This window comes from Pseudomonas sp. ADAK2 TE3594, from assembly GCF_053628675.1.
In genome coordinates, this window is sequence record NZ_JBRJGV010000001.1 from 4,608,398 (window position 1) to 4,632,932 (window position 24,535).

Sequence of the window (24,535 nt, forward strand, 5' to 3'; positions counted from 1 at the left end):
CATGTTCAAGCGAAACACCTTAGGCCTCGGTAGCGCCGCCTTGTGCGGCGCGCTGCTGGTCAGCGGCTGTGCCAATCAGATGTCACAACGCAGCGAGCACGAGGAACGGGTCGAGCGCAAATTGCTCGATCACAGCCTGCAGATCGATGTTGGTGAGCCCAAGGTGCTTGAGCTGCCGCAACGTCGGGTGAAAATCCACGAGCAGAAGACCTTCGAAGTCACCGAGTTCGAAGTCACGCGTCACTATGATCGCTATACGCCTTACCAACCCTGGCGGGAGGTCTACGAGATCCCGCTGGGCGCGGTGGCCGTGGTGGCCGGTGTCGGTGCGAACGTGGTCAACGTGTTCGCCCTCGGCAATCTGCCGGACAGCGTGACGAAGGACTGGCTCAGCTATGGTTTCGCCGGGCTCAACCCGTTCATGAACGCGCAGTCTCATGGTCGGGCACAGCAGAACCTGGCGGGTATCGACGAAGTCCAGCGCGACAAGCGCACGGAGTACTCGAGCCTGCCGTGGAGCGAGCGCCCGGTGCAGGTCAAGGCTGGCAAGAACACCTTCGAACTGAGCACCGACCGTAACGGCGTGTTGCGCCTGAACCTGCTGGATAGCCCGTTCGCCGAACATGACCTCAATCATCTGGGCAAGCTGCAGATCAGTGTCGAGGACAACAAGGACGATGTGCACACCGACTCGTCCCTGGAAATCAGCAGCAACTTGCGCGGCAAGCTGCTCGAAGCGCATGGGCTGATTTACGACGACCTCGAAGACGACGAAGTGAGCCAGTGGGTACACCGGGTCAAACGCCTGTCGGAACTGGGTCTGGAAGAAGAAGCCAGCGAGCTGGAACAGAGCCTGATCGAACTGACCCGCAACGACCCTGAGTTGCAGGCCGAATTCCTCAAGTCATTGACCAAGGATGCCGGGCGACTGGTGGCGGATCCGGGGCCGAACTAAAAGCCTAAAAGCTTCGCGGGCAAGCCTCGCTCCTACAAGGATTATGCAATACCTGTAGGAGCGAGGCTTGCCCGCGAAGGCGTCATTGCATACACCACCGCACCAAAACCCTGCCCCTACCGCTCAAACAACTCCATCTGCTCAAACCCGCCCCGCAAATCCTCCAGCCTCACCCCAATCCCCAACAACCGCACCGGTTTCCCACCACGGTTAAAGGCCTGAGTCAGCAGCAGCTGATAACTCCCCAGATCCCGCCCCGCCCCGGCCTGCTCCAAAGTGGTCTGGGTAAAATCATGAAATTTCACTTTGACGAACGGCTTGCCCGGTCGATAGCTGCTGTCGATCCGCGCCATGCGGCCATTCAGGGACTCCAGCAACTCGGGCAATTTATCCAGACAACTCACCAGATCCGGCAGGTCCACGTCGTAAGTGTTTTCAACGCTGATCGACTGCCGCCGACTGTCGTTGTGCACCAACCGCTCATCGATCCCACGGGCCAGGCTCCAGAGCCGCTCGCCAAAGCTGCCGAATTCGCGCACCAGCGCCAACTTGTCCCATTCGCGCAAATGCGAGCAATCGACGATGCCGAGCCTGCCGAGTTTGTCGGCGGTCACTTTGCCAACCCCGTGCAGCTTGCTCACCGGCAAACCACTGACAAAGTCTTCCACCTGATCCGGGGTGATCACGAACAGGCCATTAGGCTTCTTCCAGTCGCTGGCAATCTTGGCGAGAAACTTGTTCGGCGCCACGCCGGCTGACACGGTGATGTGCAACTGGTTGGAGACACGGCGGCGAATATCCTGGGCAATTCGCGTGGCGCTGCCGCCAAAATGCGCGCTGTCCGACACGTCGAGGTAGGCCTCATCCAGGGAAAGCGGCTCGATCAGGTCGGTGTAATCGCGAAAGATCGTATGAATTTCCTTCGATGCTTCTCGATAGGCATCCATGCGCGGCTTGACGATGGTCAGGTCCGGACAGAGTTTCAAGGCATGTCCGGAAGACATGGCCGAGCGTACGCCATAAGCCCGCGCTTCATAGTTACAGGTGGCAATCACCCCACGCCGATCCGCCGAGCCGCCCACCGCCAAAGGCTTACCGGCCAAGCGCGGGTCGTCACGCATCTCGATGGCGGCGTAGAAACAGTCACAATCGACGTGGATGATTTTTCGCTGCGTCATATAAAAGCGGTGTTCATGGCGAAGAAATGATGTGTTGGTGAGTCGTACCGGCAGTATCTCACTGACACCTGTATATAGCACCAGTACTCTGAATGTTCTTTTTCCTCTGTAGGAAAAGCACACAGGAATTTATTTTCTCAATCGAAAGAGCCCTCTCGATAGAGCCACAAACCTTGCCCTGCCTGCGTTTCAGACCGATAAGCCATTGATCTTTTCACCTAAGCGATTGAACAGGAACAGGTTTTACCGAGATTGAAGGTTGACAGCCCTGCGATCCTCTGTAGAATGCCGACACACAGACGCGGGATGGAGCAGTCTGGTAGCTCGTCGGGCTCATAACCCGAAGGTCGTCGGTTCAAATCCGGCTCCCGCAACCAAACATCAAAAAAGGCTACTCGAAAGAGTGGCCTTTTTTGTGCGTGCCTGTTTTATAAAAATCGGCGGTCCATGCCTTTCGGCACAGAAACAAGAAATCGTTCTGATTCCGAAACTTAGGTCTCCCCTGCGACCGTTCACCGTCGTTTTACACTTATTTGAGCCATACTGGGATTAACGGTTGACACTCCGGCGTTCGCCTGTAGAATGCCGCCACACAGACGCGGGATGGAGCAGTCTGGTAGCTCGTCGGGCTCATAACCCGAAGGTCGTCGGTTCAAATCCGGCTCCCGCAACCAAACATCAAAAAAGGCTACTCGAAAGAGTGGCCTTTTTTGTATCTGTTGAAAAAGTCCTTTCGCAACAATGATCTGTCACTGTGCAGTGAGCCGTTCGGGATCGCCGGACTGTGAGTTCAGCCCAGGCTGAACCGCAGACAGAACCCTCTACGACTGATGACGCGCCATCGCCCACATCCGGTGAGAGGCGTTAATATTTGTGATTATTTTTTTCTACAGGGATTGGTAACTTGGCTGGATACCTCCATCCTGTCGCGCACAATCCAAGAGGTGATTGATGCGCGCCAACTCGTCTGATCCACAAGACACCGTCACAGCGACACAACCGATCAAAGCCGAGCGTCTACGCTTGCTGGATCGAATCAGCAAATACCGTCAGCCCATCGGTCTGGCGGTCACTTTGCTGTTGTTCGCCATTGCGCTGATTGCCTGTCGTCACCTGCTGAGCGAACTCGATCTGTACGCGCTGCACGACTCGATCCTTGAAGTGCCAAAACCGGCATTGCTGGGCGCGCTCGGCGCGACCGTCATCGGCTTCATCATTCTGCTGGGTTACGAATGGTCGGCCAGCCGTTATGCCGGCGTGACGCTGGCCCCGCGATTATTGGCATTGGGCGGCTTCACCGCGTTTGCCATTGGCAATGCCATCGGTCTTTCGCTGCTGTCAGGCGGCTCGGTTCGCTACCGTTTATATGCACGTCATGGTGTGGGGGCTTCGGAAGTCGCGCACATGACCTTGTTTGCCAGCCTCTCGCTCGGCTGCGCCCTGCCGCCCCTGGCCGCCCTCGCCACCCTCAGTAACCTGCCCGCCGCCTCCGTGGCCCTGGGTTTCTCCGAGACGTTGCTGGGTGCGATTGCAGTGGCCGTGCTGCTGCTCTCAACAGTACTGGCCATCGGTATCTATCGCCGTCGCTTGCCGGAACAGCCTTATCCCGACAACCTGCTGGTCAAGGTCGGTCGCCGCACCTTGCGCCTGCCGGGTCGTCGCCTGACGTTCCTGCAATTGGTCATTACCGCCCTGGACGTGGCCGCTGCCGCGACGGTGCTCTATCTGTTGCTGCCGGAAGCGCCGCCCTTCGGTGCATTCCTGCTGGTCTATCTATTGGCCCTGGCCGCTGGCGTGCTCAGCCATGTACCGGGCGGTGTCGGGGTGTTCGAAGCGATTTTGCTGGCCGCCTTCGCCGACAAGCTCGGCGCCGCGCCACTGGCCGCCGCCCTGCTGCTCTACCGCCTGATCTACGTGGTGTTGCCGCTGCTGGTGGCTTGCGTACTGCTGCTGATCAACGAAGGCCAGCGCCTGTTTCAGACGCGCCAGTCCCTGCGTGCAGCATCTGGTTTGGCCGCGCCTATTCTGGCGGTGCTGGTGTTTCTGTCCGGCGTGGTGCTGCTGTTTTCCGGCGTGACGCCAGAGATCGATACCCGCCTTGAACACATCGGTTTTCTGATACCACATCGGCTGGTCGACGCCTCGCACTTCGGCGCCAGCCTGGTGGGCGTGCTCTGCCTGCTGTTGGCTCAGGGGCTGCGTCGCCGTCTGTCAGCCGCGTGGATGCTGACCACCATTCTGTTGTTGGTCGGCGCCCTGCTCTCTCTGCTTAAAGGGTTCGACTGGGAAGAGGCTTGCCTGATGACCCTGACGGCGAGTTTGCTGGGGGTTTTCCGGCGTTCGTTCTATCGCCCCAGCCGCCTGACCGAAGTGCCGTTTTCGCCGCTGTATCTGGTGGCCAGCCTGTGCGTACTCGGCGCGTCGATCTGGTTGCTGCTGTTCGCCTATCAGGATGTTCCGTACAGCCATCAACTCTGGTGGCAGTTCACCCTCGACGCCGATGCCCCGCGTGGCTTGCGCTCGTTGCTTGGCGCCGCGGTCCTGCTGGTGGTGGTGTCCCTGACCTGGCTGCTGCGCACCGCGCGCCCGGTGATCCATCTGCCAACGCCCGACGAGCTGGACCGCGCGGTAAAGATTCTCATGGCCTCGTCCCAACCGGATGGCGGCCTGGCCCTGACCGGTGACAAGGCGCTGCTGTTTCACCCTAACGACGAGGCGTTTCTGATGTACGCCCGCCGTGGCCGCAGCCTGGTGGCGTTGTATGACCCGATCGGCCCGACCCAGCAACGGGCGGAAATGATCTGGCAGTTCCGCGACCTCTGCGATATCCACCACGCCCGCCCCGTGTTCTATCAAGTGCGCGCCGAGAACCTGCCGTATTACATGGACATCGGCCTGACCGCGATCAAGCTCGGCGAAGAAGCCCGGGTCGATCTGCACCGCTTTGATCTCGAAGCCAAGGGCAAAGAGATGAAGGACCTGCGCTACACCTGGAACCGCGGCACCCGTGATGGCCTGTCGCTGGAAATCCATGAGCCGGGACAAGCGCCGATGGATGAGCTCAAGGCTATTTCGGACGCCTGGCTGACCGGCAAGAACGTGCGCGAGAAAGGTTTCTCGCTCGGGCGTTTCAGTGATGATTACCTCAAGCACTTCCGTGTCGCGGTGATTCGTTTCGAAGGGCGCCCGGTGGCGTTCGCCAACCTGCTCGAGACCTACGGTCATGATCTGGCCAGCCTCGACCTGATGCGCGCGCACCCCGACGCCCCCAAGCTGACCATGGAGTTCATGATGGTCGGCCTGATTCAACATTATAAAAATCATGGATACGCCCGCTTCAGCCTGGGCATGGTGCCGTTGTCGGGGTTACAACCCCGGCGCGGCGCACCATTGACCCAGCGCCTGGGCTCGATGGTGTTCCGCCGTGGTGAGCAGCTGTACAACTTCCAAGGTTTGCGCCGCTTCAAAGACAAGTTCCAGCCCGACTGGGAACCCCGTTATATGGCCGTGCCCGCCGGACTCGATCCGCTGGTTGCCCTGGCCGACACTGCCGCCCTGATTGCAGGCGGCTTGACTGGATTGGTGAAACGCTGATGATTCAACGCTCCCTGCGGTACGTACTGGCCACACTGGTAGTGCTGGCCCTGATTGTCGGTGGCGGTTACTGGTACCTGAAACGCCCGGCGCCAGAACCGACCCTCGAACGGCTGGCGCCGGCCGATGGCGCCGCGATGACCCGCGTCATCCCCGGCAACACGCCGCGCGCCCAGGTGCTGGTGGCGGTCAATGAAGAGCAGAAGCTCAGCGACAAACAATTGCTGACCCTGAGCCGCAGCGGCTCGGCGCAAATTGTCCAGGTGATCCTGCCCAAGGACTGCATCCTGCAAGGTCGCGCCCTGCAAGCAGGCCTCAGGCAACTCAAAGGCCCGGCAACCCTGGTCAGCGGCATCGGCCCAGGCGCCGTGCTGGCGTGGCGCTGGCTGGCCGAGCAGAAAGACGACAAGGCCCAGGCCATTTCGGTCGACCTGGCCCTGGAAAAACCCGGCTGCACGCACCTGCTGCCAAAAAGCGCCGCCCACGGCCACTGGCTGGTGGCCTGGAACGACAACCCGGACGACACCAGCGCCGGCTTTGTGCGTGACCAGCCCAATGCCGAAACCAGCATCAGCGACTACGACATCAACCTGCCGCAAGTGCTGAACAATGAACTGCGCAAAATTCTCGTCGGTGGCGATAAAGCCGCTGGCGGCCTGCAGATTCCAGTCGTTGAAGTGCCGGCCGGTCAGGCCAAGGACACCGTCACTCTGTTCCTCTCCGGCGACGGTGGCTGGCGCGACCTGGACCGTGATGTGGCCGGCGAAATGGCCAAGATCGGCTACCCGGTGGTCGGCATCGACACCCTGCGCTACTACTGGCAGCACAAGAGCCCGGAACAAAGCGCTCTGGACCTGACCGAACTGATGCAGCATTACCGGCAGAAATGGGGCACCAAGCGCTTCATCCTGACCGGCTACTCATTCGGCGCCGACGTATTGCCCGCCATCTACAACCGCCTGCCGGAAGCCGAACAGCAGCGGGTCGACGCAATCATCCTGCTGGCCTTCGCCCGCACCGGCAGCTTCGAAATCGAAGTCGAAGGCTGGCTCGGCAACGCCGGCAAAGAAGCCGCCACCGGCCCGGAAATGGCCAAGCTGCCCGCCGCGAAAGTGGTGTGCATCTACGGTGAGGAAGAAGTCGACGAGAGCGGCTGCACCGACAAGACCGCCGTGGGCGAAGCGATGAAACTGCCTGGCGGCCACCACTTCGACGAGAACTACCCGAAACTGGCGCAGCGGTTGGTGGATGCTATCGAGAAGCGTCAAGCCAAAGAGACGGCCGCTCAAGAGTGATCTGAGTCGCGCTCACAAAAAAGCCCCCGATACCTCACGGTTGCGGGGGCTTTTTCATAGGTACGCAATTTAACCCGCACCGCAGGTTCCTGGGAGCGGGCTTGCCCGCGATGGCGGTATGTCTGCCACATCAATGTTGGATCTGCCGCCGTCATCGCGGGCAAGCCCGCTCCCACAGGATCGGCGTATCGCCTGTGCGGATGCGTCTACCGCCCGCGAGTTCTTAGTCTTTCCTGGCGTACCGTGCCCGCATATCGTCGTGACTAACGGCCTTGGCCTGATCAAAACAGATCAATCGCTCGCCAGCTGCTGCTTCAACACGAAGATCCTTAAGCTCCTCGATCATTTCCTGATACACATCGACATTGATGATGACAGCTGCTGGCCGATTATCTTTAAAAATGACCAGGCGCTCAGTGGCACGGCTGGAGATTTCCTTGAGTCTCGCACTGAAGCCCCTGACTATTGCAGGCATCGATATCGCTTGGTCAGCACGCTCTAATGATGCCGTCATACCTATCTCTCTTCACAATCATGCAAATTTGAACATACAGCTCCACGCATGGCATTGCGTCGAACTCGACATACAGCAAGCTGCAAAAAACGCGAATTTACCAAGCTGCGTTTTTCAAGCTCACCGGGCATGTTTAGTTTCGTTTACTAAAAGATCTCGCAATATCAGATGACGCCCGCAGACCTTGTAGGCAAAATCCGAATCTCGCGTTTGGGCACTTTGCCGCCTTGTTGCGTTTTTCTTCGACGGGATACTCTCCGGACGTCGCTGACCATTCAGCGATCGGGCTTGGAAACCCGTCGAACCAAAGCGCACCAGCGCCCTATCATGACTGCAGACGTTTTTACGCCTGCAATCCTGAGCTATGGCGGCTGTGCGTGGGACGCCTTTGGGCGTGCCGGTTCCTTGGTTCCCGGTTTTCCAACCTGCGTACAGCCGCCACCTATTCGCTTGGAAACGAAAGTGTCGGCTCCTCGAACCTTGGAGTAACACAATGACGAAAACAGATACGTCCGCGATTTCAGAACTAAAAACCATCGGCCTCACCCCGCTCATCTACTGCTCCGATCAGGCGTTGTTCAACGTCCGCGCCGGCGTCCCCATCGTTGATGCCTTGTCACAAGCCTCCGACCTGCTGTTCCTCGCCAAATCATTTACCGAGGATGCAGCCTACATAAAAGACACCGACCGCCATGCCTGGACCGCGCATTACCTGACGGCAATGAGTAAGGCGGTGATTGATGATGTGGTGAAGGTGCTGACACCGCGACCTGCCCGGACAAAGACTGAATCTGAAGAAGAGTTGCCTGAAAGCCAGTAAAGGCTCAAATCCCCTGTGGGAGCGGGCTTGCCCGCGATGACGGTGGCAGATCCGGCATTGATGTGACAGACATACAGCTATCGCGGGCAAGCCCGCTCCCACAGGGATTTTCGTAGGTTCGGATCAAGTGCCAGACACAAAAAAGCCCCCGCTACCTTCATGGCAACGGGGGCTTTTCGTTGTGGCTTACATCTCGACTTGCGTACCCAGCTCAATCACCCGGTTCAGCGGTAAATTGAAGAACCGCAGATTGCCGTTGGCGTTCTTCAACATGAAGGCGAACAACGCCTCGCGCCAGCGGGCCATGCCTTCGAGTTTGGAGGCAATAACCGTCTCGCGGCTAAGGAAGTAAGTGGTGCGCATCGGGCTGAAATTCAGGTCATCCAGATGGCACAGTTTCAAGGCCTCGGGCACGTCCGGCTCGTCGGTGAAACCGAAGTGCAGGATCACCCGGAAGAACCCTTCGCCGTAGGAATCGACGTCGAAACGCCGTTGCGGCGGGACGCGCGGGATGTCTTCGTACACCACTGTCAGCAACACGACTTGCTCGTGCAGCACCTGGTTATGCAGCAGGTTGTGCAACAGCGCGTGAGGCACGGCGTCCGGGCGAGCGGTAAGGAACACAGCCGTGCCCTGGACCCGATGCGGCGGTTGCACGCGGATACTGCTGATGAAGATCGGCAGCGGCAACCCGCCTTCGTCCAGTCGATCCACCAGCAGTTGCTTGCCGCGTTTCCAGGTGGTCATCAACACGAACAGCGCGATACCGGCAATCACCGGGAACGCCCCGCCCTGAATGATTTTCGGCACGTTGGCGGCGAAGTACAGACCATCCACCAACAGGAAACCCAGCAACACCGGAACCGCGAGGATCGGTGGCCACTTCCACAGCAGCAGCATCACCGCCGACACCAGGATAGTGGTCATCAGCATCGTGCCAGTCACCGCCACGCCGTAGGCCGAAGCCAACGCGCCGGAGGACTCGAAGCCCAGCACCAGGAGGATCACGCCGACCATCAGCGCCCAGTTCACCGCGCCGATATAGATCTGGCCTTGCTCGGCACTGGACGTGTGCTGGATGTGCATCCGCGGGATGTAGCCGAGTTGGATCGCCTGACGGGTCAGGGAGAACGCACCGGAAATCACCGCCTGAGAGGCGATTACCGTGGCCAGGGTCGACAACCCCACCAACGGAATCAGCGCCCAGCTCGGTGCCAACAAGTAGAACGGGTTACGGGCGGCTTCCGGATCACCAAGCAGCAACGCGCCCTGACCAAAGTAGTTCAGCACCAGGGCCGGCAGCACCAGAATGAACCAGGCCCGGGCAATCGGCTTGCGACCGAAGTGGCCCATGTCGGCGTACAACGCCTCGGCACCGGTCAATGCCAGCACCACCGCGCCAAGAATCGCGATCCCCATGCCCGGGTGGACCATGAAGAAACGTACGCCCCACACCGGATTCATCGCCTGCAACACTTCTGGATGCTGATTGATGCCATACACGCCCAGCGCGCCCAGCACCAGAAACCAGGTGACCATGATCGGCCCGAACAGAATGCCGATCCGCGCCGTACCGTGACGCTGAATCAGGAACAACGCCACCAGCACGATCAACGACAGCGGCACTACCCAATGGTCGATGCCTTCAAATGCCAGCCCAAGGCCTTCAATCGCCGAGAGAACGGAAATCGCCGGCGTGATCATGCTGTCGCCATAGAACAGCGCCGCACCGATCAGCCCGCAGACCACCAGCAACGTGCGCAATTTTGGATGGCCGGCCGCTGCTCGTCGGGCCAGGGCGGTCAAGGCCATGATTCCGCCCTCACCCTGGTTGTCGGCACGCAGCACGAACATCATGTATTTGATCGAGACGACCCAGATCAGCGACCAGAAGATCAGCGCCAGAATGCCCAGCACGCCGTCATGGTTGACCGGCACGCCATAGCCACCGGAAAACACTTCTTTGAGGGTGTACAGCGGGCTGGTGCCGATATCGCCATAAACCACCCCAACCGCCGCGACCAGCATACCGATCGGCTTCGCCGCCGAATGCTCGGCGCCTGCCACCTGACTACTTGCCTGCCCCATCCAAAACTCCTACTACTCAGACTCGGACTTCTTATAGGAAGCACTATGCTTTGTGGTGCAGCATGCGCTGTTTTACGTATTGTTACAGACGTTTTATTGACTATAGAAAATCGGTAAAGCGTAACGGCGCGAAGCATAGCGCAGCACTCGTCGTATTTCCCTGCATAAAGCTGGTCAAGTGCGCCTCTCATCGCTAGAATTGCGCACTTTTTGACCAGAGGCGCAACATAGCGCCCGTCAGTCGCCTTGCCGTCTTCGGCTGGAGGCGTCCCAAATACCGAGGTTAGACATGTCCACCACTCCTGCGCCGGCCAATCCAAAGGTTGGCTTCGTATCCCTGGGTTGCCCGAAAGCACTGGTCGACTCCGAGCGCATCCTTACCCAGCTGCGCATGGAAGGCTATGACGTTGTGTCCACTTACGAGGACGCCGACGTCGTGGTGGTCAACACCTGCGGCTTCATCGACTCGGCCAAGGCTGAGTCCCTGGAAGTGATCGGCGAAGCCATCAAGGAAAACGGCAAGGTCATCGTGACCGGCTGCATGGGCGTCGAAGAAGGCAATATTCGCAAGGTGCACCCAAGCGTATTGGCCGTGACCGGTCCGCAGCAGTACGAGCAGGTGGTCAACGCCGTGCACGACGCCGTGCCTCCGCGCCAGGATCACAACCCGCTGATCGACCTGGTGCCGCCGCAAGGCATCAAGCTGACCCCGCGCCACTACGCCTACCTGAAGATTTCCGAAGGCTGCAACCACAGCTGCAGCTTCTGCATCATCCCCTCGATGCGCGGCAAACTGGTCAGCCGTCCGGTCGGTGATGTACTGGACGAGGCTCAGCGCCTGGTCAAGGCCGGCGTCAAAGAGCTGTTGGTGATCTCGCAAGACACCAGCGCCTACGGCGTCGATGTGAAATACCGCACCGGCTTCTGGAACGGCGCGCCGGTGAAAACCCGCATGACCGAACTCTGCGAAGCCCTCAGCACCCTCGGTGTCTGGGTGCGTCTGCACTACGTTTACCCGTACCCGCACGTCGACGAGCTGATCCCGCTGATGGCCGCCGGGAAAATCCTGCCGTACCTGGACATCCCGTTCCAGCACGCCAGCCCGAAAGTCCTGAAAGCCATGAAACGCCCGGCCTTCGAAGACAAGACCCTGGCGCGGATCAAGAACTGGCGCGAGATCTGCCCGGACCTGATCATCCGTTCGACCTTCATCGTCGGCTTCCCTGGCGAAACCGAAGAAGACTTCCAGTACCTGCTGAACTGGCTGACCGAAGCCCAGCTGGACCGCGTTGGCTGCTTCCAGTACTCGCCGGTCGAAGGCGCACCAGCCAACCTGCTGGACGCGGCCATTGTGCCGGACGACGTCAAGCAAGACCGTTGGGACCGCTTCATGGCGCACCAGCAGGCCATCAGCTCGGCGCGCCTGCAAATGCGCATCGGCCGTGAAATCGAAGTGCTGGTCGATGAAGTCGACGAGCAAGGCGCGGTTGGCCGCTGCTTCTTCGATGCCCCGGAAATCGACGGCAACGTGTTCATCGACAACGGCAGCAACTTGAAACCAGGCGACAAAGTCTGGTGCAAAGTGACCGACGCCGACGAATACGACCTGTGGGCTGAACAGATCTAAACGCAAAAAATATAAAAAGCCCCGCTCTCCTGACGAGATGCGGGGCTTTTTTACGTCTATCGTTTTGTGAGAGAAAGAACTCGCGTCATCCACGCAAGAGAGGCCAGCGGGCATGCGCCAACACTCGGTCATTCACACGCCGAAACAAAGCGACTACGAAGAACTCACCCAAGTGTGGGAAGCCTCGGTGCGCGCCACCCATGACTTTCTGCCCGACAGCTACATCGACCTGCTGAAGAACCTGGTGCTGACCCGCTACCTCGACGCGGTGATGCTGATCTGCACCAAAGACTCACGCCAGCGCATCACCGGGTTCGCCGGCGTGGCGGCGGGCAAGGTCGAAATGCTCTTCATCGACCCGGCGCATCGCGGCAAAGGCCTGGGCAAGCAATTGCTGCGCTATGCCCTGGAACACCTGAACGCCGATGAGCTGGACGTCAATGAGCAGAATCCGCAGGCCTTGGGGTTTTACTTCAAACAGGGCTTTGAGGTAATCGGTCGCTCCGAGCACGACGGTATGGGTCAGCCGTATCCGTTGTTGCACATGCGTTTGCGTCAGGCGCAACAAAAGACACGCAATGGCTGACACAACATGAAACCCTTGTGGGAGCGAGCCTGCTCGGGAAAGCGGCCTATCAATCGACATTGATGTTGAAGCTGATGACGCTTTCGCGAGCAGGCTCGCTCCCACATTAAAAGCACATGCGGCAAATGGAGCCGGGATTAACCGGCGCCCAGCAGGTACAATGCCCACCCCTTTTTTGTTACGGCCCTGTCATGACTGACCCGATTCGTCTCTCCAAACGCCTCATCGAACTCGTCGGCTGTTCCCGTCGGGAGGCTGAGCTGTTCATCGAGGGCGGCTGGGTCACCGTGGACGGCGAAGTCATCGACGAGCCGCAGTTCAAGGTCGACACCCAAAAAGTCGAGCTCGATCCCGAAGCCAAGGCCACTGCGCCGGAGCCGGTGACCATTCTGTTGAACGTCCCTGCGGGCATGGACGCGGAAACGGCCATGGCGACCATCAGCGCCGAGACCCTGAGCGAAGAACACCGCTACGGCAAACGCCCGCTCAAGGGCCACTTCCTGCGCCTGACCGCCAGTACCGATCTGCAGGCCAATGCCAGCGGTCTGCTGGTGTTCACCCAGGACTGGAAGATCCTGCGCAAACTCACTGCCGACTCCGCCAAAATCGAGCAGGAATACGTGGTGGAAGTTGAAGGCGACATGGTGGCTCACGGCCTCAACCGCCTGAACCACGGCCTGACCTACAAGGGCAAGGAACTGCCGCCGGTCAAAGCCAGCTGGCAGAACGAAAACCGCCTGCGTTTTGCGATGAAGAACCCACAACCGGGCGTGATCGCCCTGTTTTGCCAGGCCGTGGGCCTGAAGGTCGTCGCCATCCGCCGCATCCGCATCGGCGGTGTGTCCATCGGCAAAGTGCCGTTGGGACAATGGCGCTACCTGTCCGGCAAAGAGAAGTTCTAAGACTTTTCACGCCGCCATACATTTCGGCGCCGCGGCTTATGCGGCGCCCACTGCTGAATATCAGGATTGCACACCATGATTCATAACGACGTACTGCGCAGCGTGCGCTACATGCTCGACATCAGCGACAAGAAAGTCATCGAGATCATCAAGCTCGGCGGCATGGACGTGTCCATGGAAGACCTGCTGACGTACCTCGACAAGAAAGAGGAAGACGAGGAAGGCTTCGTACGCTGCCCGGACGAGGTCATGGCGCATTTCCTCGATGGCCTGGTGATCTTCAAGCGCGGCAAGGACGAAAGCCGTCCGCCGCAGCCGATCGAAGTGCCGGTGACCAACAACATCATCCTGAAAAAACTGCGCGTAGCCTTCGAGCTGAAGGAAGACGACATGCACGCGATCCTCAAGGCTGCCGAGTTCCCGGTGTCCAAGCCTGAGCTGAGCGCGCTGTTCCGCAAGTTCGGCCACACCAACTACCGCACCTGCGGCGACCAGTTGCTGCGCAATTTCCTCAAGGGCCTGACCCTGCGCGTTCGTCCACAGTAAATCGCCCACGAACCTGTAGGAGCACAGCTTGCTGGCGAAGGCGATATTCAAAACGCCATCGCCAGCAAGCCGTGCTCCTACAGGGCTGTATAGCCCCTCATTCCTCGCAAAAATAGTGGCTCCGCTTCCAGCGGCTGACGGCTAGGGTGTTCTGACCCTCCGCCCTCAGGACTCGCCCTATGCACCCGTATTTTTCTCTCGCAGGCCGCACCGCTCTGGTGACCGGCGGCACCCGCGGTATCGGTAAAATGATCGCCAAGGCTTATGTCGAGGCTGGCGCCACCGTTTACGTGTGTGCCCGTGATGCCGACGCCTGTCAGCAAACTGCCAACGAACTGAGTGCATTCGGGGTTTGTCACGCGGTAGCTGCCAACCTGGCCCACGAAGAAGGCGTCCAGCAATTGGCTGCGCAATTGAGTGAACAGATCGGTCAGCTGGATATTCTGGTGAACAACGCCGGCACCACCTGGGGCGCGCCGCTGGAGAGTTACCCGGTCAAGGGCTGGGAAAAGGTCATGCAGCTCAACGTGACCTCGGTGTTCAACTGCATCCAACAGTTTCTGCCGCTGCTGCGCAAGGCCGGTTCGGCGGCGAATCCGGCACGGATCATCAACATTGGTTCGGTCGCCGGGATTTCGTCCTTCGGCGAACAGGCGTATGCCTACGGCCCAAGCAAGGCTGCCCTACATCAACTGTCGCGGATTCTGGCGCGGGAATTGGTGAGTCAGCACATCAACGTTAATGTGATCGCACCGGGTCGTTTTCCGAGCAAGATGACGCAGCACATTGGCAATGATGAGCAGGCGCTGGCGGAGGACACGGCGCTGATTCCGATGAAGCGCTGGGGGCGGGAGGAAGAGATGGCGGCGTTGGCGATCAGTCTGGCGAGTACGGCCGGGGCGTATATGACTGGGAATATTATTCCTTTGGATGGTGGGTTCAGTCTCTAGATCGGCGGTGCGGCTATCGCGGGCAAGCCACGCTCCCACAGGTTTTATGCCGTACACAAAACTTGTGTTCACTCGAGAACCCTGTGGGAGCGTGGCTTGCCCGCGATGAGGCCGGCTCTGCCACCACCAGACTTGAGGCCCGTCGGGTTATCATGCCCGCCTCAACTCCGCCTCGACCCCAAACCATGACCTACAGCGTTTCCCCCATCGGTTTCGTGCGCTCCTGCTTCAAGGAGAAGTTCGCCATTCCGCGCCAACCGCAACTGGCCCCGGCCGCTCGAGGCGTGCTGGAGTTGGTGGCGCCGTTCGATCAGGGTGATGCGGTGCAGGGGCTGGAACAGGTCAGCCATGTCTGGCTGCTGTTCCTGTTCCATCAGGCCCTGGAAGAAAAGCCACGCCTGAAAGTCCGCCCTCCCCGCCTGGGTGGCAACAAATCCATGGGCGTATTTGCCACTCGGGCGACGCATCGACCCAATGGCATCGGTCAATCGGTGGTCAAACTGGACAAAATCGAAGCCAATCGGCTGTGGATCTCCGGCATCGATTTGCTGGACGGCACGCCGGTGCTCGACATCAAACCCTATGTGCCTTATGCAGACATCATCGATACGGCGTCCAACAGCATCGCCAGCGCCCCGCCATCGCTGATTCCCGTGCAGTGGACAGACTCAGCACTGCAACAGGCTCACAGCCACGCTCAGCGGCTTGATGAGCCCTTGGTCGAGCTGATCGAACAATGCCTGGCACAAGACCCACGCCCGGCGTACCAGATTCCTACGCCAGAAAGGGAATACGGCGCGCAGTTCTGGGATGTGGATGTGCGCTGGCATTACCCCACGCCTGACCTGATCCGCGTCCTCGAAGTCATTCCCGTCTCCAATCCGGCATAAAAAAGCCCCCATTGCCTGCACAGGCAATGGGGGCTGATCGTTCCCACGCTCCGCGTGGGAATGCATCCAGTGACGCTCTGCGTCACCCAAACAACGGCTTACTTCTCGACGAACGCACGCTCGATCAGGTAATCACCCGGCTCGCGCATCCGCGGCGACACTTTCAGGCCGAAGCTGTTCAACACTTCGCTGGTCTCGTCGAGCATGCTCGGGCTGCCGCACAGCATGGCGCGGTCGTCCTGCGGGTTGATCGGTGGCAGACCGATGTCGCTGAACAGCTTGCCGCTGCGCATCAGGTCGGTCAGGCGGCCTTCGTTCTCGAATGGCTCGCGGGTCACGGTCGGGTAGTAGATCAACTTGTCACGCAGCGCCTCGCCGAAGAACTCGTTCTGCGGCAAGTGCTCGGTGATGAACTCGCGGTAAGCGACTTCATTGACGTAACGCACGCCGTGGCACAGGATCACTTTTTCGAAACGCTCGTAGGTTTCCGGGTCCTGGATGACGCTCATGAATGGCGCCAGACCGGTACCGGTGCTGAGCAGGTACAAATGTTTGCCAGGCTTCAAGTCATCCAGCACCAGGGTGCCGGTAGGCTTTTTGCTGATGATGATCTCGTCGCCTTCCTTCAGATGCTGCAGCTGGGAAGTCAGCGGGCCATCAGGCACCTTGATGCTGAAGAACTCGAGATGCTCTTCCCAGTTCGGGCTGGCAATCGAGTAAGCGCGCATAAGCGGGCGGCCATTGGGCTGTTGCAGGCCGATCATCACGAACTGACCGTTCTCGAAGCGCAGGCCCGGATCGCGGGTGCACTTGAAGCTGAACAGAGTGTCGTTCCAGTGGTGAACACTGAGGACACGCTCGTGGTTCATGTTGCTCATGTACGTGGGACTCCTGGAGATTTGCCTGCGCCGATGATGTGCGCAATTGCATCGCATTCTAATGGCAGCGACAATATCTGTTAAATGGATTATTAAGATAAGGGTTATCGGTTATATCGATATGCGATTTACTCTCCGTCAACTTCAAGTATTCGTCGCCGTCGCCCAGCAGGAAAGCGTATCCCGTGCTGCCCTGACGCTCAACCTTTCGCAATCGGCGGCGAGCACCTCGATCACCGAGCTAGAGCGTCAGTGCAGCTGCCAGCTGTTCGATCGCGCCGGCAAACGGCTGAGCCTCAACGCCCTCGGCAAACAACTGTTGCCGCAAGCGGTGGCGCTGCTCGATCAGGCCAAGGAGATCGAAGACTTGCTCAACGGCAAGTCAGGTTTCGGCTCCCTGGCGGTCGGCGCGACCCTGACCATCGGCAATTACCTCGCCACCCTGCTGATCGGCAGCTTCATGCAGCGCCATCCGGAAAGCCAGGTGAAGCTGCATGTGCAGAACACCGCCAACATCGTGCAACAGGTCGCGCATTATGAAATTGACCTGGGTCTAATCGAAGGCGACTGCAGCCATCCGGACATCGAAGTGCAGAGTTGGGTCGAAGATGAACTGGTGGTGTTCTGTGCGCCCCAACATCCGCTGGCCAAACGTGGCATCGCGACCATGGAGGAGCTGAGTCATGAGGCGTGGATTCTCCGCGAGCAAGGCTCGGGGACACGGCTGACGTTCGACCAGGCCATGCGACACCATCGCAGCGCGCTGAACATTCGCCTGGAGCTGGAACACACCGAAGCGATCAAGCGCGCGGTGGAATCAGGTTTGGGGATTGGTTGCATTTCGCGCCTGGCGCTGCGCGATGCGTTCCGCCGCGGCAGCCTGGTGCCAGTGGAAACACCGGATCTGGATCTGGCGCGGCAGTTCTATTTCATCTGGCACAAACAGAAATACCAGACATCGGCGATGCGCGAATTCCTCGAACTGTGCCGCGCGTTCACCGCCGGGGTTCAGCGCAGCGACGAGATCGTCCTGCCCACCATCGCTTAAAGCAGAATCACCGCCCACACCAGCGCGATCATGCTCAACGCCACGAGTTGAGCAGCGCTGCCCATGTCCTTGGCATTCTTGGACAGAGGGTGCAACTCAAGGGAAATGCGGTCGATGGCCGCTTCCACCGCCGAGTTGAGCAATTCGACGATCAACGCCAACAGGCAGACTGCAATCAGCAGCGCCTGCTCGACACGGCTGACATTCAGGAAGAACGACAGCGGAATCAGGATGGCATTGAGCAACACCAGTTGCCGGAAGGCCGCCTCGCCAGTGAAGGCCGCGCGCAGGCCGTCAAGGGAATAGCCGGAGGCGTTGAGGATGCGTTTTAGGCCGGTCTGGCCTTTGAAAGGTGACATAGAGTAGGCAACTGACCAAAAAGGAATGGGGAAACTAGATTAAGCAAAGTCAAAAAAGCGTGAACACGTAGCGCCTTAGTTGCTCGAAATTGACTCAAGTTGTTGCAAGAGCAGCGCTGCCTGAGTCCGGGTCCGCACATTAAGCTTACGGAAAATGGCCGTGACGTGGGCCTTGATCGTCGCTTCGGAAACGCTCAACTCGTAAGCAATCTGCTTGTTCAGCAAACCTTCACAGACCATGGTCAATACCCGGAACTGCTGGGGTGTCAGGCTGGCAAGGCCTTCGCTGGCGGCCTTGGCTTCGGCGGAAACGCTGACCGCTTCGAAGGCCTGGGGCGGCCAGAAAACGTCGCCATCGAGCACCGCGCGTACGGCTTTCTGAATGACGCTCAAATCACTGGACTTGGGAATGAAACCGCTGGCGCCGAACTCACGGGATTTCACCATGATCGACGCTTCTTCCTGAGCCGAGACCATCACTACCGGAATCTGCGGGTACTGCCCACGCAACAGCACCAGCCCGGAAAAACCGTAAGCCCCCGGCATGTTCAGGTCCAGCAATACCAGATCCCAGTCGGCCTTTTCGTCCAGACGGGTTTCCAGCTCGGCAATGCTCGCCACTTCCACCAGACGGACATCCGGGCCCAGGCCCAGGGTCAACGCTTGATGCAGGGCGCTACGAAAAAGAGGATGGTCATCGGCAATCAGGATTTCGTATGTGGCCATTTTTCAAATGATCCTGTTTTTTTATGGGACGCCTGATGCATTCAGGCCTCGCCAAAACAACTCGAGGTGCAGCCACGCAGCGGCACCAACAGGGCACGTTCAACGCCAATTACGTAAAAAAAGCAGCGTTTCAAACCTTGGCCGCGCCCTAATCGGCGCCAAGCATGCCCAGCGAAGCCGGGGTGGTCAAGTTGCGTGGCCCTGCCAGCAAGCCTGGTTCTTTTGCAGTATGGGCGACTCTCAGCAAACGACGGGCGCCGCGTGCTGCACAAAGGGCATCAGCTCGGCGTGGGCCGGTGTTGCAACATTCATATCCAGCTGATGTTTAGCGTCCAGGTAATGCTGGCTGAACACATCAAAATAAGCGTCCAGCGCCGAGGCAGCGTCTGTATCACCGGCAAGATCGAGACACAGCGCCGCCACTTCGGCCGTGCACAGGTGCTCACTGCGAGTGGACCTGCGCAATCGGTACCGTGAAAGTTTCTCAGGAAGCAGGCTCAGAATCGGGAACGCATCAAAATAGGGGCTTTTACGGAAAATCTTCCGGGCCTCAGTCCAGGTGGCGTCCAGCAGAATAAACAGTGGGCGCTTGGTGCTATCGACCTCGACGCTGTGGGTAACTCGCTCGGGCTCGACGTATTCGCCAGGAAACACCAGATACGGCTGCCATTGCGGGTCGGCCAACAACGCCAGAAGTTGTTCATCGACTTCCGTGCGCGACCAGATGAATGCATGGTTGTCGCGCACCACATCGGCAATCAGCCAACCGGTATTGCTCGGTTTGAACACTTCTTTATTGGTCATGATCAGGCACACGCCGCTACGGGTGTCGACCTGCGGGCGCCAGGCGCATAGGCAGTGACTCTCGATCACACGGCAGGCACGGCAACGGGTTGCTCGCCAGCCACGGGCCTGAATCGGCTTGATGCCCTCTTCCTCTCGCTGATCACGCAAGCGGGCTACGGCGTTGGGGGCGTGGTTCATCGTGAGCAACACCGGCAGACAGGAAAACTCGACACAAACGGCACTCGGCAAGGCAATAAAGGCCAGCAGTTTACCAGAGCGGCCAGCGCAAGCCTGTACCGTCCAGGCGGGCTCCCCTATAATTCGCCGCCACTGAACGCACAGCCACGTGGCTGGTCGAACCACCAGTCACTGAACCAGGAGAGTTTCATGCTGCGCCTTATCGTTCCCACCGCTGCCATTCTGCTGGCGTCGTCCTTCAACGCTCAGGCTGCGTCCTTGAGTGAGCAGAATCTCAACAGAGAGCTGCGAAACGTCGCCGTACAAAGCAGTGTCGGCACTCCACGGGCGATCAACGAAGACATTCAGGATCAGGGTTATACCGTCGAAGGCAATCAACTGATCAACCATCTGAGTGTTCAAAGCAGCCACGCCGACAAGATGCGCGCCGATCCGAAAGCCGTGTACTTCCAGCTTGGCGCCTCCGTCTGCCGAAACGACGGGTTCCGCAAGCTGATGGCCAAGGGCGCGATCATGCGTTACGACTTCACCGAAGTGAAAACCAATCGCCCGGTCGGCTCCGCAAGCTTCCAGGAATCGGATTGCCCGAAAGCCACACCGGCCAAGAAAAAGTAATCAACGGGAATTGGCGCGCCGCTGTTCATCCTCGGCGCGCAATTCTGCCAACAACGCCTGCAAATAGCGCGAACGTCGCTCCCCGCCCTCCAGACGTCGGCAGCACTCCTCTTCGAGACTCAAATGATTGGTCTCGGCTGATAATTTCAGCAATCGATACAGTTGCGCATCGATCTCCAGAGTGACTCTGGGCATGGTTTCCCGCCTCCCTGCACGCATCGATCATCGTTTATCGCGCGAAAATCCCTGAATTGCTTGAACGTTGCGTCCTGCCATTGACGCAAAGTTGTCGTGTCACGCCTGTAACTTAGTAAATCAGAGCGCAGGACATATGGCTTGCGTTCAGACGAGCGGTGAAAGCACCTTGCAAATCGTCAATAAGCGGTTGCCAGGAAAGACTTTGCGGCGCAATGATCGAGCAGCAAAAATCGTTGCGAGGGTCTAAATTCAAAGTGTTCACGTTGTTTTTTTTCAGGGCAGAAAAGGGGCTGCCCATTGCGTGTCTTATTGTGCGAACGTTTCTTTCATTCAAGGGATAAGCAGAGCCCGTATGGATGGCTCGATTGCAACCGAGTCAGGTGGAGCGCCCAGGCAAGGGCTTGGGCAGACAGCGACACAAGGAGTGTCGCGGCGCCGACGATTGTTTTGTCGGGCCAAGGGTTCTGTGCAGAAGGAGAAGTTGAATGCCTTACCAACCGAATGACCTCCTGAGCCGTCATTTTCAAGAAAGCGGCCACGACCTCACCAGCAAGGTCGAAGAACAACTCAACCTGGTTTCACCCAACAGCCCCAACATCCCGATTTACCGCGACATGATCCTGACTGTGCTGCGCATGGCCCAGGAAGATCACAACCGCTGGAATGCCAAGATCACCCTGCAAGCCTTGCGCGAACTCGAACATGCCTTCCGTGTGATGGAGCAGTTCAAGGGACGACGCAAAGTCACTGTTTTCGGCTCGGCCCGCACGCCGATAGAACACCCGTTGTATGGTTTGGCCCGAGAACTTGGCGCCGCTCTGGCGCGCTCGGACATGATGGTCATCACCGGTGCCGGCGGCGGCATCATGGCGGCGGCCCACGAAGGCGCCGGCCTGGAACACAGCCTGGGATTCAACATCACCCTGCCCTTCGAGCAACATGCCAATCCCACGGTCAATGGCACCGGGAATCTACTGCCCTTCCACTTTTTCTTTACCCGCAAGCTGTTCTTCGTCAAGGAGGCCGATGCGCTGGTCCTGTGCCCAGGCGGTTTCGGTACGCTGGATGAAGCGCTGGAAGTGCTGACCCTGATCCAGACCGGTAAAAGCCCGCTGGTGCCTGTGGTGCTACTGGATGCGCCGGGCGGCAAGTTCTGGCAAGGCGCGCTGGACTTCATTCATCAGCAACTGGAGGAAAATCGCTACATCCTGCCAACCGACATGAAGCTGTTGAGTCTGGTCTACAGTGCCGAAGAGGCAGTGGAGCAGATCAATCAGTTCTACAGCAACTTCCACTCCAGCCGCTGGCTCAAGCATCAGTTCGTGATTCGCATGAACCACAAACTCAGCGACCGGGCGCTCGAACACATGCAGGAGGCATTCGCCGACCTGTGCCTGAGCGACCATTTCCATCAGCACGCCTACAGCGGTGAGGAGCACGACGAAGCACAGTTCAGCCATCTGGCGCGACTGGCCTTCACCTTCAACGCCCGTGATCATGGCCGTCTGCGGGAGCTAGTGGACTACATCAACCTGCCGGAAAACTGGGCCCAGTCCAAACCCCAGGCGCAACAACGCACACGGGAACCGTCCAAGGTAACGTGAGGCAAAAAAAACGGCCCGCTATCGAAATAGCGAGCCGTTCATTCAATCGTCCATCCCTCGGCCGCTGAACAAGCGGCTGATCATTTCCATGGAATATCCCCGATAACTCAGGAACCTGCCCTGTTTGGCACGTTCCCGGGCGTCTATCGGTAAGTGCCCGGAGAATTTTCGCCGCCAGGTGTCTTCCAGCTGTTCCTGCCAGTTGATACCGCTCTCGCGCAAGGCGAGTTCGATATCGGTACGTTGCAGACCGCGCTGGCTCAACTCTTCACGAATTCGCAAAGGGCCATAACCGGAACGGGCACGGTAGGAAACGAAGCTTTCGAGGTAACGGGATTCGGACAACAGGCCCTCTTCCGTCAAACGGTCGAGTGCTGTGTCGATCATTTCAGGGAGGGCGCCGCGCTGACGCAGTTTACGCGTCAGCTCGACTCGACCGTGCTCGCGTCGCGCGAGCAGGTCCATTGCGGCTCGCCGCACCGCGACGAGTGTATCGAGTACGGCGGTCATCGGATCAATCAGATATCAGCGTCAGCCAGGTCATCAGCAGTCTCTTTGACTGGCGATGCTTTAACGTCCGGCGCTGGAGTCAGCAACTTGTCACGCAGTTGCTTCTCGAGCTTGGCGGCGATTTCCGGATTGTCTGCCAGGAACTTGGCCGAGTTAGCCTTGCCCTGACCGATCTTGGTGCCTTCGTAGGCATACCAGGCGCCGGACTTCTCAACGAAACCGTGCAGCACGCCCAGGTCGATCATCTCACCGTTGAGGTAGATGCCCTTGCCGTAAAGAATCTGGAACTCAGCCTGACGGAACGGCGAAGCCACCTTGTTCTTCACAACCTTGACGCGGGTTTCGCTACCGACGACTTCATCACCTTCTTTCACCGCGCCAGTACGGCGGATGTCCAGACGAACCGATGCGTAGAACTTCAGCGCGTTACCACCAGTAGTGGTTTCCGGGCTGCCGAACATCACGCCGATTTTCATGCGGATCTGGTTGATGAAGATCACCAGGCAGTTGGCGTTCTTGATGTTACCGGTGATTTTACGCAGCGCCTGGGACATCAGACGGGCTTGCAGGCCCACGTGCATGTCGCCCATTTCGCCTTCGATTTCAGCCTTTGGCACCAGAGCGGCCACGGAGTCGACGATGATCACGTCTACCGCGTTGGAACGCACCAGCATGTCGGTGATTTCCAGGGCCTGCTCGCCGGTGTCCGGCTGGGAAACCAGCAGGTCGTCGACGTTAACGCCCAATTTGCCGGCGTACTCAGGATCGAGGGCGTGTTCGGCATCGACGAATGCGCAGGTCGCGCCGGCTTTTTGAGCCTGGGCGATGACCGACAGTGTCAGCGTGGTTTTACCGGAGGATTCAGGACCGTAGATTTCAACGATACGGCCTTTTGGCAGACCGCCAATGCCGAGCGCGATGTCCAGACCCAGAGAGCCAGTGGAAATAGCCGGGATCGCCTGACGGTCCTGATCGCCCATACGCATTACGGCACCCTTGCCGAATTGACGTTCGATCTGACCCAGGGCCGCAGCCAAGGCTTTCTTCTTGTTGTCGTCCATTAAAGTCCTCACGTAATCAATAAGGCCTGACGGCCAACACCTGTATAAGTAGCCAGTATTATTCCACAGCGTTTCAGGATCGCCTACCCCTGATTTGAGATTTCTCCAGCGGCATGGCGCAGCAGCCCCTCTAGCGCGGCCTTCACCGTTTGTCGGCGGACCTCGTCACGGTTACCGGGAAAGTACTGCACCTCGCTGAACACCTGCTCGCCGATGCCCCAAGCCAGCCACACCGTGCCCACGGGCTTGCTCGGCGAACCACCATCCGGCCCGGCTACACCGCTGACCGCCACGGCAAAACGCGCCCGGCTTTTTTCCTGCGCGCCGCGGACCATGGCCTCGACCACCTCGCGACTGACCGCCCCGACGGTTGGAAACAACTCGGCCGGGACATCCAGTTGCTGGGTTTTCTGGCGGTTGGAGTAGGTGACATAACCGGCCTCGAACCACGCCGAACTCCCCGGAATACGGGTGATCGCCTCGGCAATCCCGCCACCGGTACAGGACTCGGCGGTGGTGACGTGGGCATTGAGAACCTGCAAGCGTCTGCCAAGTTCAGCGGCCAGCTGAGTGATATCTTTCACGGCTCTCTCCTGATCGAGCGGAA

24 protein-coding genes and 2 tRNA genes are annotated in these 24,535 nt (G+C 58.9%); 15 read left to right on the top strand and 11 right to left on the bottom strand.

Annotation, left to right across the window (positions count from 1 at the left end):
• The first annotated feature begins 1 nt into the window (after position 1).
• A complete protein-coding gene (locus AB7M22_RS20470) occupies positions 2-955 on the top strand; it encodes a hypothetical protein (protein ID WP_454187617.1) in 954 nt (317 codons plus the stop codon).
• A 116-nt stretch (positions 956-1,071) separates the two neighbouring features.
• Here the strand turns inward: AB7M22_RS20470 and dinB are convergent, their stop codons facing one another.
• The gene (dinB, locus tag AB7M22_RS20475) at positions 1,072-2,133 is read right to left on the bottom strand and encodes a DNA polymerase IV (RefSeq protein WP_201059867.1); all 1,062 of its coding nucleotides are present in this window, start codon (positions 2,131-2,133) and stop codon (positions 1,072-1,074) included.
• A gap of 300 nt (positions 2,134-2,433) precedes the next feature.
• Between dinB and AB7M22_RS20480 the strand changes: the two genes are divergently transcribed.
• The 4 genes from AB7M22_RS20480 to AB7M22_RS20495 all read left to right on the top strand — a co-directional run bounded on the left by AB7M22_RS20480 (position 2,434) and on the right by AB7M22_RS20495 (position 7,022).
• A tRNA-Met gene (locus AB7M22_RS20480) sits at positions 2,434-2,510 on the top strand.
• Positions 2,511-2,730: 220 nt separating this feature from the next.
• Positions 2,731-2,807 (top strand) — tRNA-Met (locus tag AB7M22_RS20485).
• Positions 2,808-3,084: 277 nt separating this feature from the next.
• Positions 3,085-5,727: a bifunctional lysylphosphatidylglycerol flippase/synthetase MprF gene (mprF, locus tag AB7M22_RS20490; RefSeq protein ID WP_454187618.1), complete on the top strand. Its 2,643-nt coding sequence runs from the start codon at positions 3,085-3,087 to the stop codon at positions 5,725-5,727.
• Positions 5,727-7,022, top strand: coding sequence for an AcvB/VirJ family lysyl-phosphatidylglycerol hydrolase (locus AB7M22_RS20495; protein ID WP_454187619.1), 1,296 nt, complete (start codon positions 5,727-5,729; stop codon positions 7,020-7,022). Before mprF ends, AB7M22_RS20495 begins: the two co-directional genes overlap by 1 nt.
• A gap of 223 nt (positions 7,023-7,245) precedes the next feature.
• Here the strand turns inward: AB7M22_RS20495 and AB7M22_RS20500 are convergent, their stop codons facing one another.
• Positions 7,246-7,536, bottom strand: coding sequence for a type II toxin-antitoxin system Phd/YefM family antitoxin (locus AB7M22_RS20500; RefSeq protein ID WP_454187620.1), 291 nt, complete (start codon positions 7,534-7,536; stop codon positions 7,246-7,248).
• Between the two features lie 493 nt (positions 7,537-8,029).
• On the opposite strand from AB7M22_RS20500, the gene AB7M22_RS20505 reads away from it, so the two are divergent.
• Entirely contained in the window at positions 8,030-8,356 is a 327-nt protein-coding gene (locus AB7M22_RS20505) for a DUF3077 domain-containing protein (RefSeq protein WP_454187621.1), read from the top strand.
• Between the two features lie 186 nt (positions 8,357-8,542).
• Here the strand turns inward: AB7M22_RS20505 and AB7M22_RS20510 are convergent, their stop codons facing one another.
• Complete coding sequence (locus tag AB7M22_RS20510; protein ID WP_008010134.1) at positions 8,543-10,444, bottom strand: potassium transporter Kup; 1,902 nt, start codon at positions 10,442-10,444, stop codon at positions 8,543-8,545.
• Between the two features lie 289 nt (positions 10,445-10,733).
• Between AB7M22_RS20510 and rimO the strand changes: the two genes are divergently transcribed.
• From rimO to tsaA, 6 genes are all read left to right on the top strand, one after another.
• The gene (gene rimO, locus AB7M22_RS20515) at positions 10,734-12,071 is read left to right on the top strand and encodes a 30S ribosomal protein S12 methylthiotransferase RimO (protein WP_007907296.1); all 1,338 of its coding nucleotides are present in this window, start codon (positions 10,734-10,736) and stop codon (positions 12,069-12,071) included.
• A gap of 112 nt (positions 12,072-12,183) precedes the next feature.
• Positions 12,184-12,657, top strand: coding sequence for a GNAT family N-acetyltransferase (locus tag AB7M22_RS20520; protein WP_454187622.1), 474 nt, complete (start codon positions 12,184-12,186; stop codon positions 12,655-12,657).
• A 191-nt stretch (positions 12,658-12,848) separates the two neighbouring features.
• Positions 12,849-13,559: an rRNA pseudouridine synthase gene (locus AB7M22_RS20525; protein ID WP_007907293.1), complete on the top strand. Its 711-nt coding sequence runs from the start codon at positions 12,849-12,851 to the stop codon at positions 13,557-13,559.
• Between the two features lie 75 nt (positions 13,560-13,634).
• The gene (locus AB7M22_RS20530; protein WP_008010137.1) at positions 13,635-14,105 is read left to right on the top strand and encodes a YehS family protein; all 471 of its coding nucleotides are present in this window, start codon (positions 13,635-13,637) and stop codon (positions 14,103-14,105) included.
• A 179-nt stretch (positions 14,106-14,284) separates the two neighbouring features.
• A complete protein-coding gene (locus AB7M22_RS20535; RefSeq protein WP_454187623.1) occupies positions 14,285-15,055 on the top strand; it encodes an SDR family oxidoreductase in 771 nt (256 codons plus the stop codon).
• A 185-nt stretch (positions 15,056-15,240) separates the two neighbouring features.
• On the top strand, positions 15,241-15,945 hold the full coding sequence (tsaA, locus tag AB7M22_RS20540; RefSeq protein ID WP_454187624.1) for a tRNA (N6-threonylcarbamoyladenosine(37)-N6)-methyltransferase TrmO: 705 nt from the start codon (positions 15,241-15,243) through the stop codon (positions 15,943-15,945).
• Positions 15,946-16,043: 98 nt separating this feature from the next.
• Here tsaA and fpr read toward each other — a convergent pair whose 3' ends face one another.
• A complete protein-coding gene (gene fpr / locus AB7M22_RS20545; protein WP_003443014.1) occupies positions 16,044-16,823 on the bottom strand; it encodes a ferredoxin-NADP reductase in 780 nt (259 codons plus the stop codon).
• Between the two features lie 121 nt (positions 16,824-16,944).
• On the opposite strand from fpr, the gene AB7M22_RS20550 reads away from it, so the two are divergent.
• The gene (locus tag AB7M22_RS20550) at positions 16,945-17,871 is read left to right on the top strand and encodes a LysR family transcriptional regulator (RefSeq protein WP_007907288.1); all 927 of its coding nucleotides are present in this window, start codon (positions 16,945-16,947) and stop codon (positions 17,869-17,871) included.
• Here the strand turns inward: AB7M22_RS20550 and AB7M22_RS20555 are convergent.
• The 3 genes from AB7M22_RS20555 to AB7M22_RS20565 all read right to left on the bottom strand — a co-directional run bounded on the left by AB7M22_RS20555 (position 17,868) and on the right by AB7M22_RS20565 (position 19,940).
• A complete protein-coding gene (locus AB7M22_RS20555) occupies positions 17,868-18,230 on the bottom strand; it encodes a diacylglycerol kinase (protein ID WP_019580981.1) in 363 nt (120 codons plus the stop codon). The genes AB7M22_RS20550 and AB7M22_RS20555 overlap by 4 nt on opposite strands.
• A gap of 75 nt (positions 18,231-18,305) precedes the next feature.
• Entirely contained in the window at positions 18,306-18,956 is a 651-nt protein-coding gene (gene erdR, locus AB7M22_RS20560; RefSeq protein WP_007907284.1) for a response regulator transcription factor ErdR, read from the bottom strand.
• A gap of 240 nt (positions 18,957-19,196) precedes the next feature.
• On the bottom strand, positions 19,197-19,940 hold the full coding sequence (locus AB7M22_RS20565) for a tRNA-uridine aminocarboxypropyltransferase (RefSeq protein WP_008010147.1): 744 nt from the start codon (positions 19,938-19,940) through the stop codon (positions 19,197-19,199).
• Positions 19,941-20,129: 189 nt separating this feature from the next.
• Here AB7M22_RS20565 and AB7M22_RS20570 point away from each other — a divergent pair, with 189 nt between their 5' ends.
• Entirely contained in the window at positions 20,130-20,555 is a 426-nt protein-coding gene (locus AB7M22_RS20570; RefSeq protein WP_008010148.1) for a PA3611 family quorum-sensing-regulated virulence factor, read from the top strand.
• On the opposite strand, the gene AB7M22_RS20575 is transcribed toward AB7M22_RS20570, so the two are convergent.
• Positions 20,556-20,750 carry a hypothetical protein gene (locus AB7M22_RS20575; RefSeq protein WP_007907277.1) on the bottom strand — a complete coding sequence of 65 codons (195 nt, stop codon included), beginning with the start codon at positions 20,748-20,750 and terminating at the stop codon, positions 20,556-20,558.
• 488 nt (positions 20,751-21,238) lie between these two features.
• On the opposite strand from AB7M22_RS20575, the gene AB7M22_RS20580 reads away from it, so the two are divergent.
• Complete coding sequence (locus AB7M22_RS20580) at positions 21,239-22,357, top strand: LOG family protein (protein ID WP_008010151.1); 1,119 nt, start codon at positions 21,239-21,241, stop codon at positions 22,355-22,357.
• Positions 22,358-22,399: 42 nt separating this feature from the next.
• On the opposite strand, the gene recX is transcribed toward AB7M22_RS20580, so the two are convergent.
• From recX to AB7M22_RS20595, 3 genes are all read right to left on the bottom strand, one after another.
• On the bottom strand, positions 22,400-22,867 hold the full coding sequence (gene recX / locus AB7M22_RS20585; protein WP_454187625.1) for a recombination regulator RecX: 468 nt from the start codon (positions 22,865-22,867) through the stop codon (positions 22,400-22,402).
• Between the two features lie 8 nt (positions 22,868-22,875).
• Positions 22,876-23,928: a recombinase RecA gene (gene recA, locus AB7M22_RS20590; protein WP_007907270.1), complete on the bottom strand. Its 1,053-nt coding sequence runs from the start codon at positions 23,926-23,928 to the stop codon at positions 22,876-22,878.
• A gap of 83 nt (positions 23,929-24,011) precedes the next feature.
• Entirely contained in the window at positions 24,012-24,512 is a 501-nt protein-coding gene (locus AB7M22_RS20595; protein ID WP_454187626.1) for a CinA family protein, read from the bottom strand.
• Positions 24,513-24,535 lie beyond the last annotated feature (23 nt).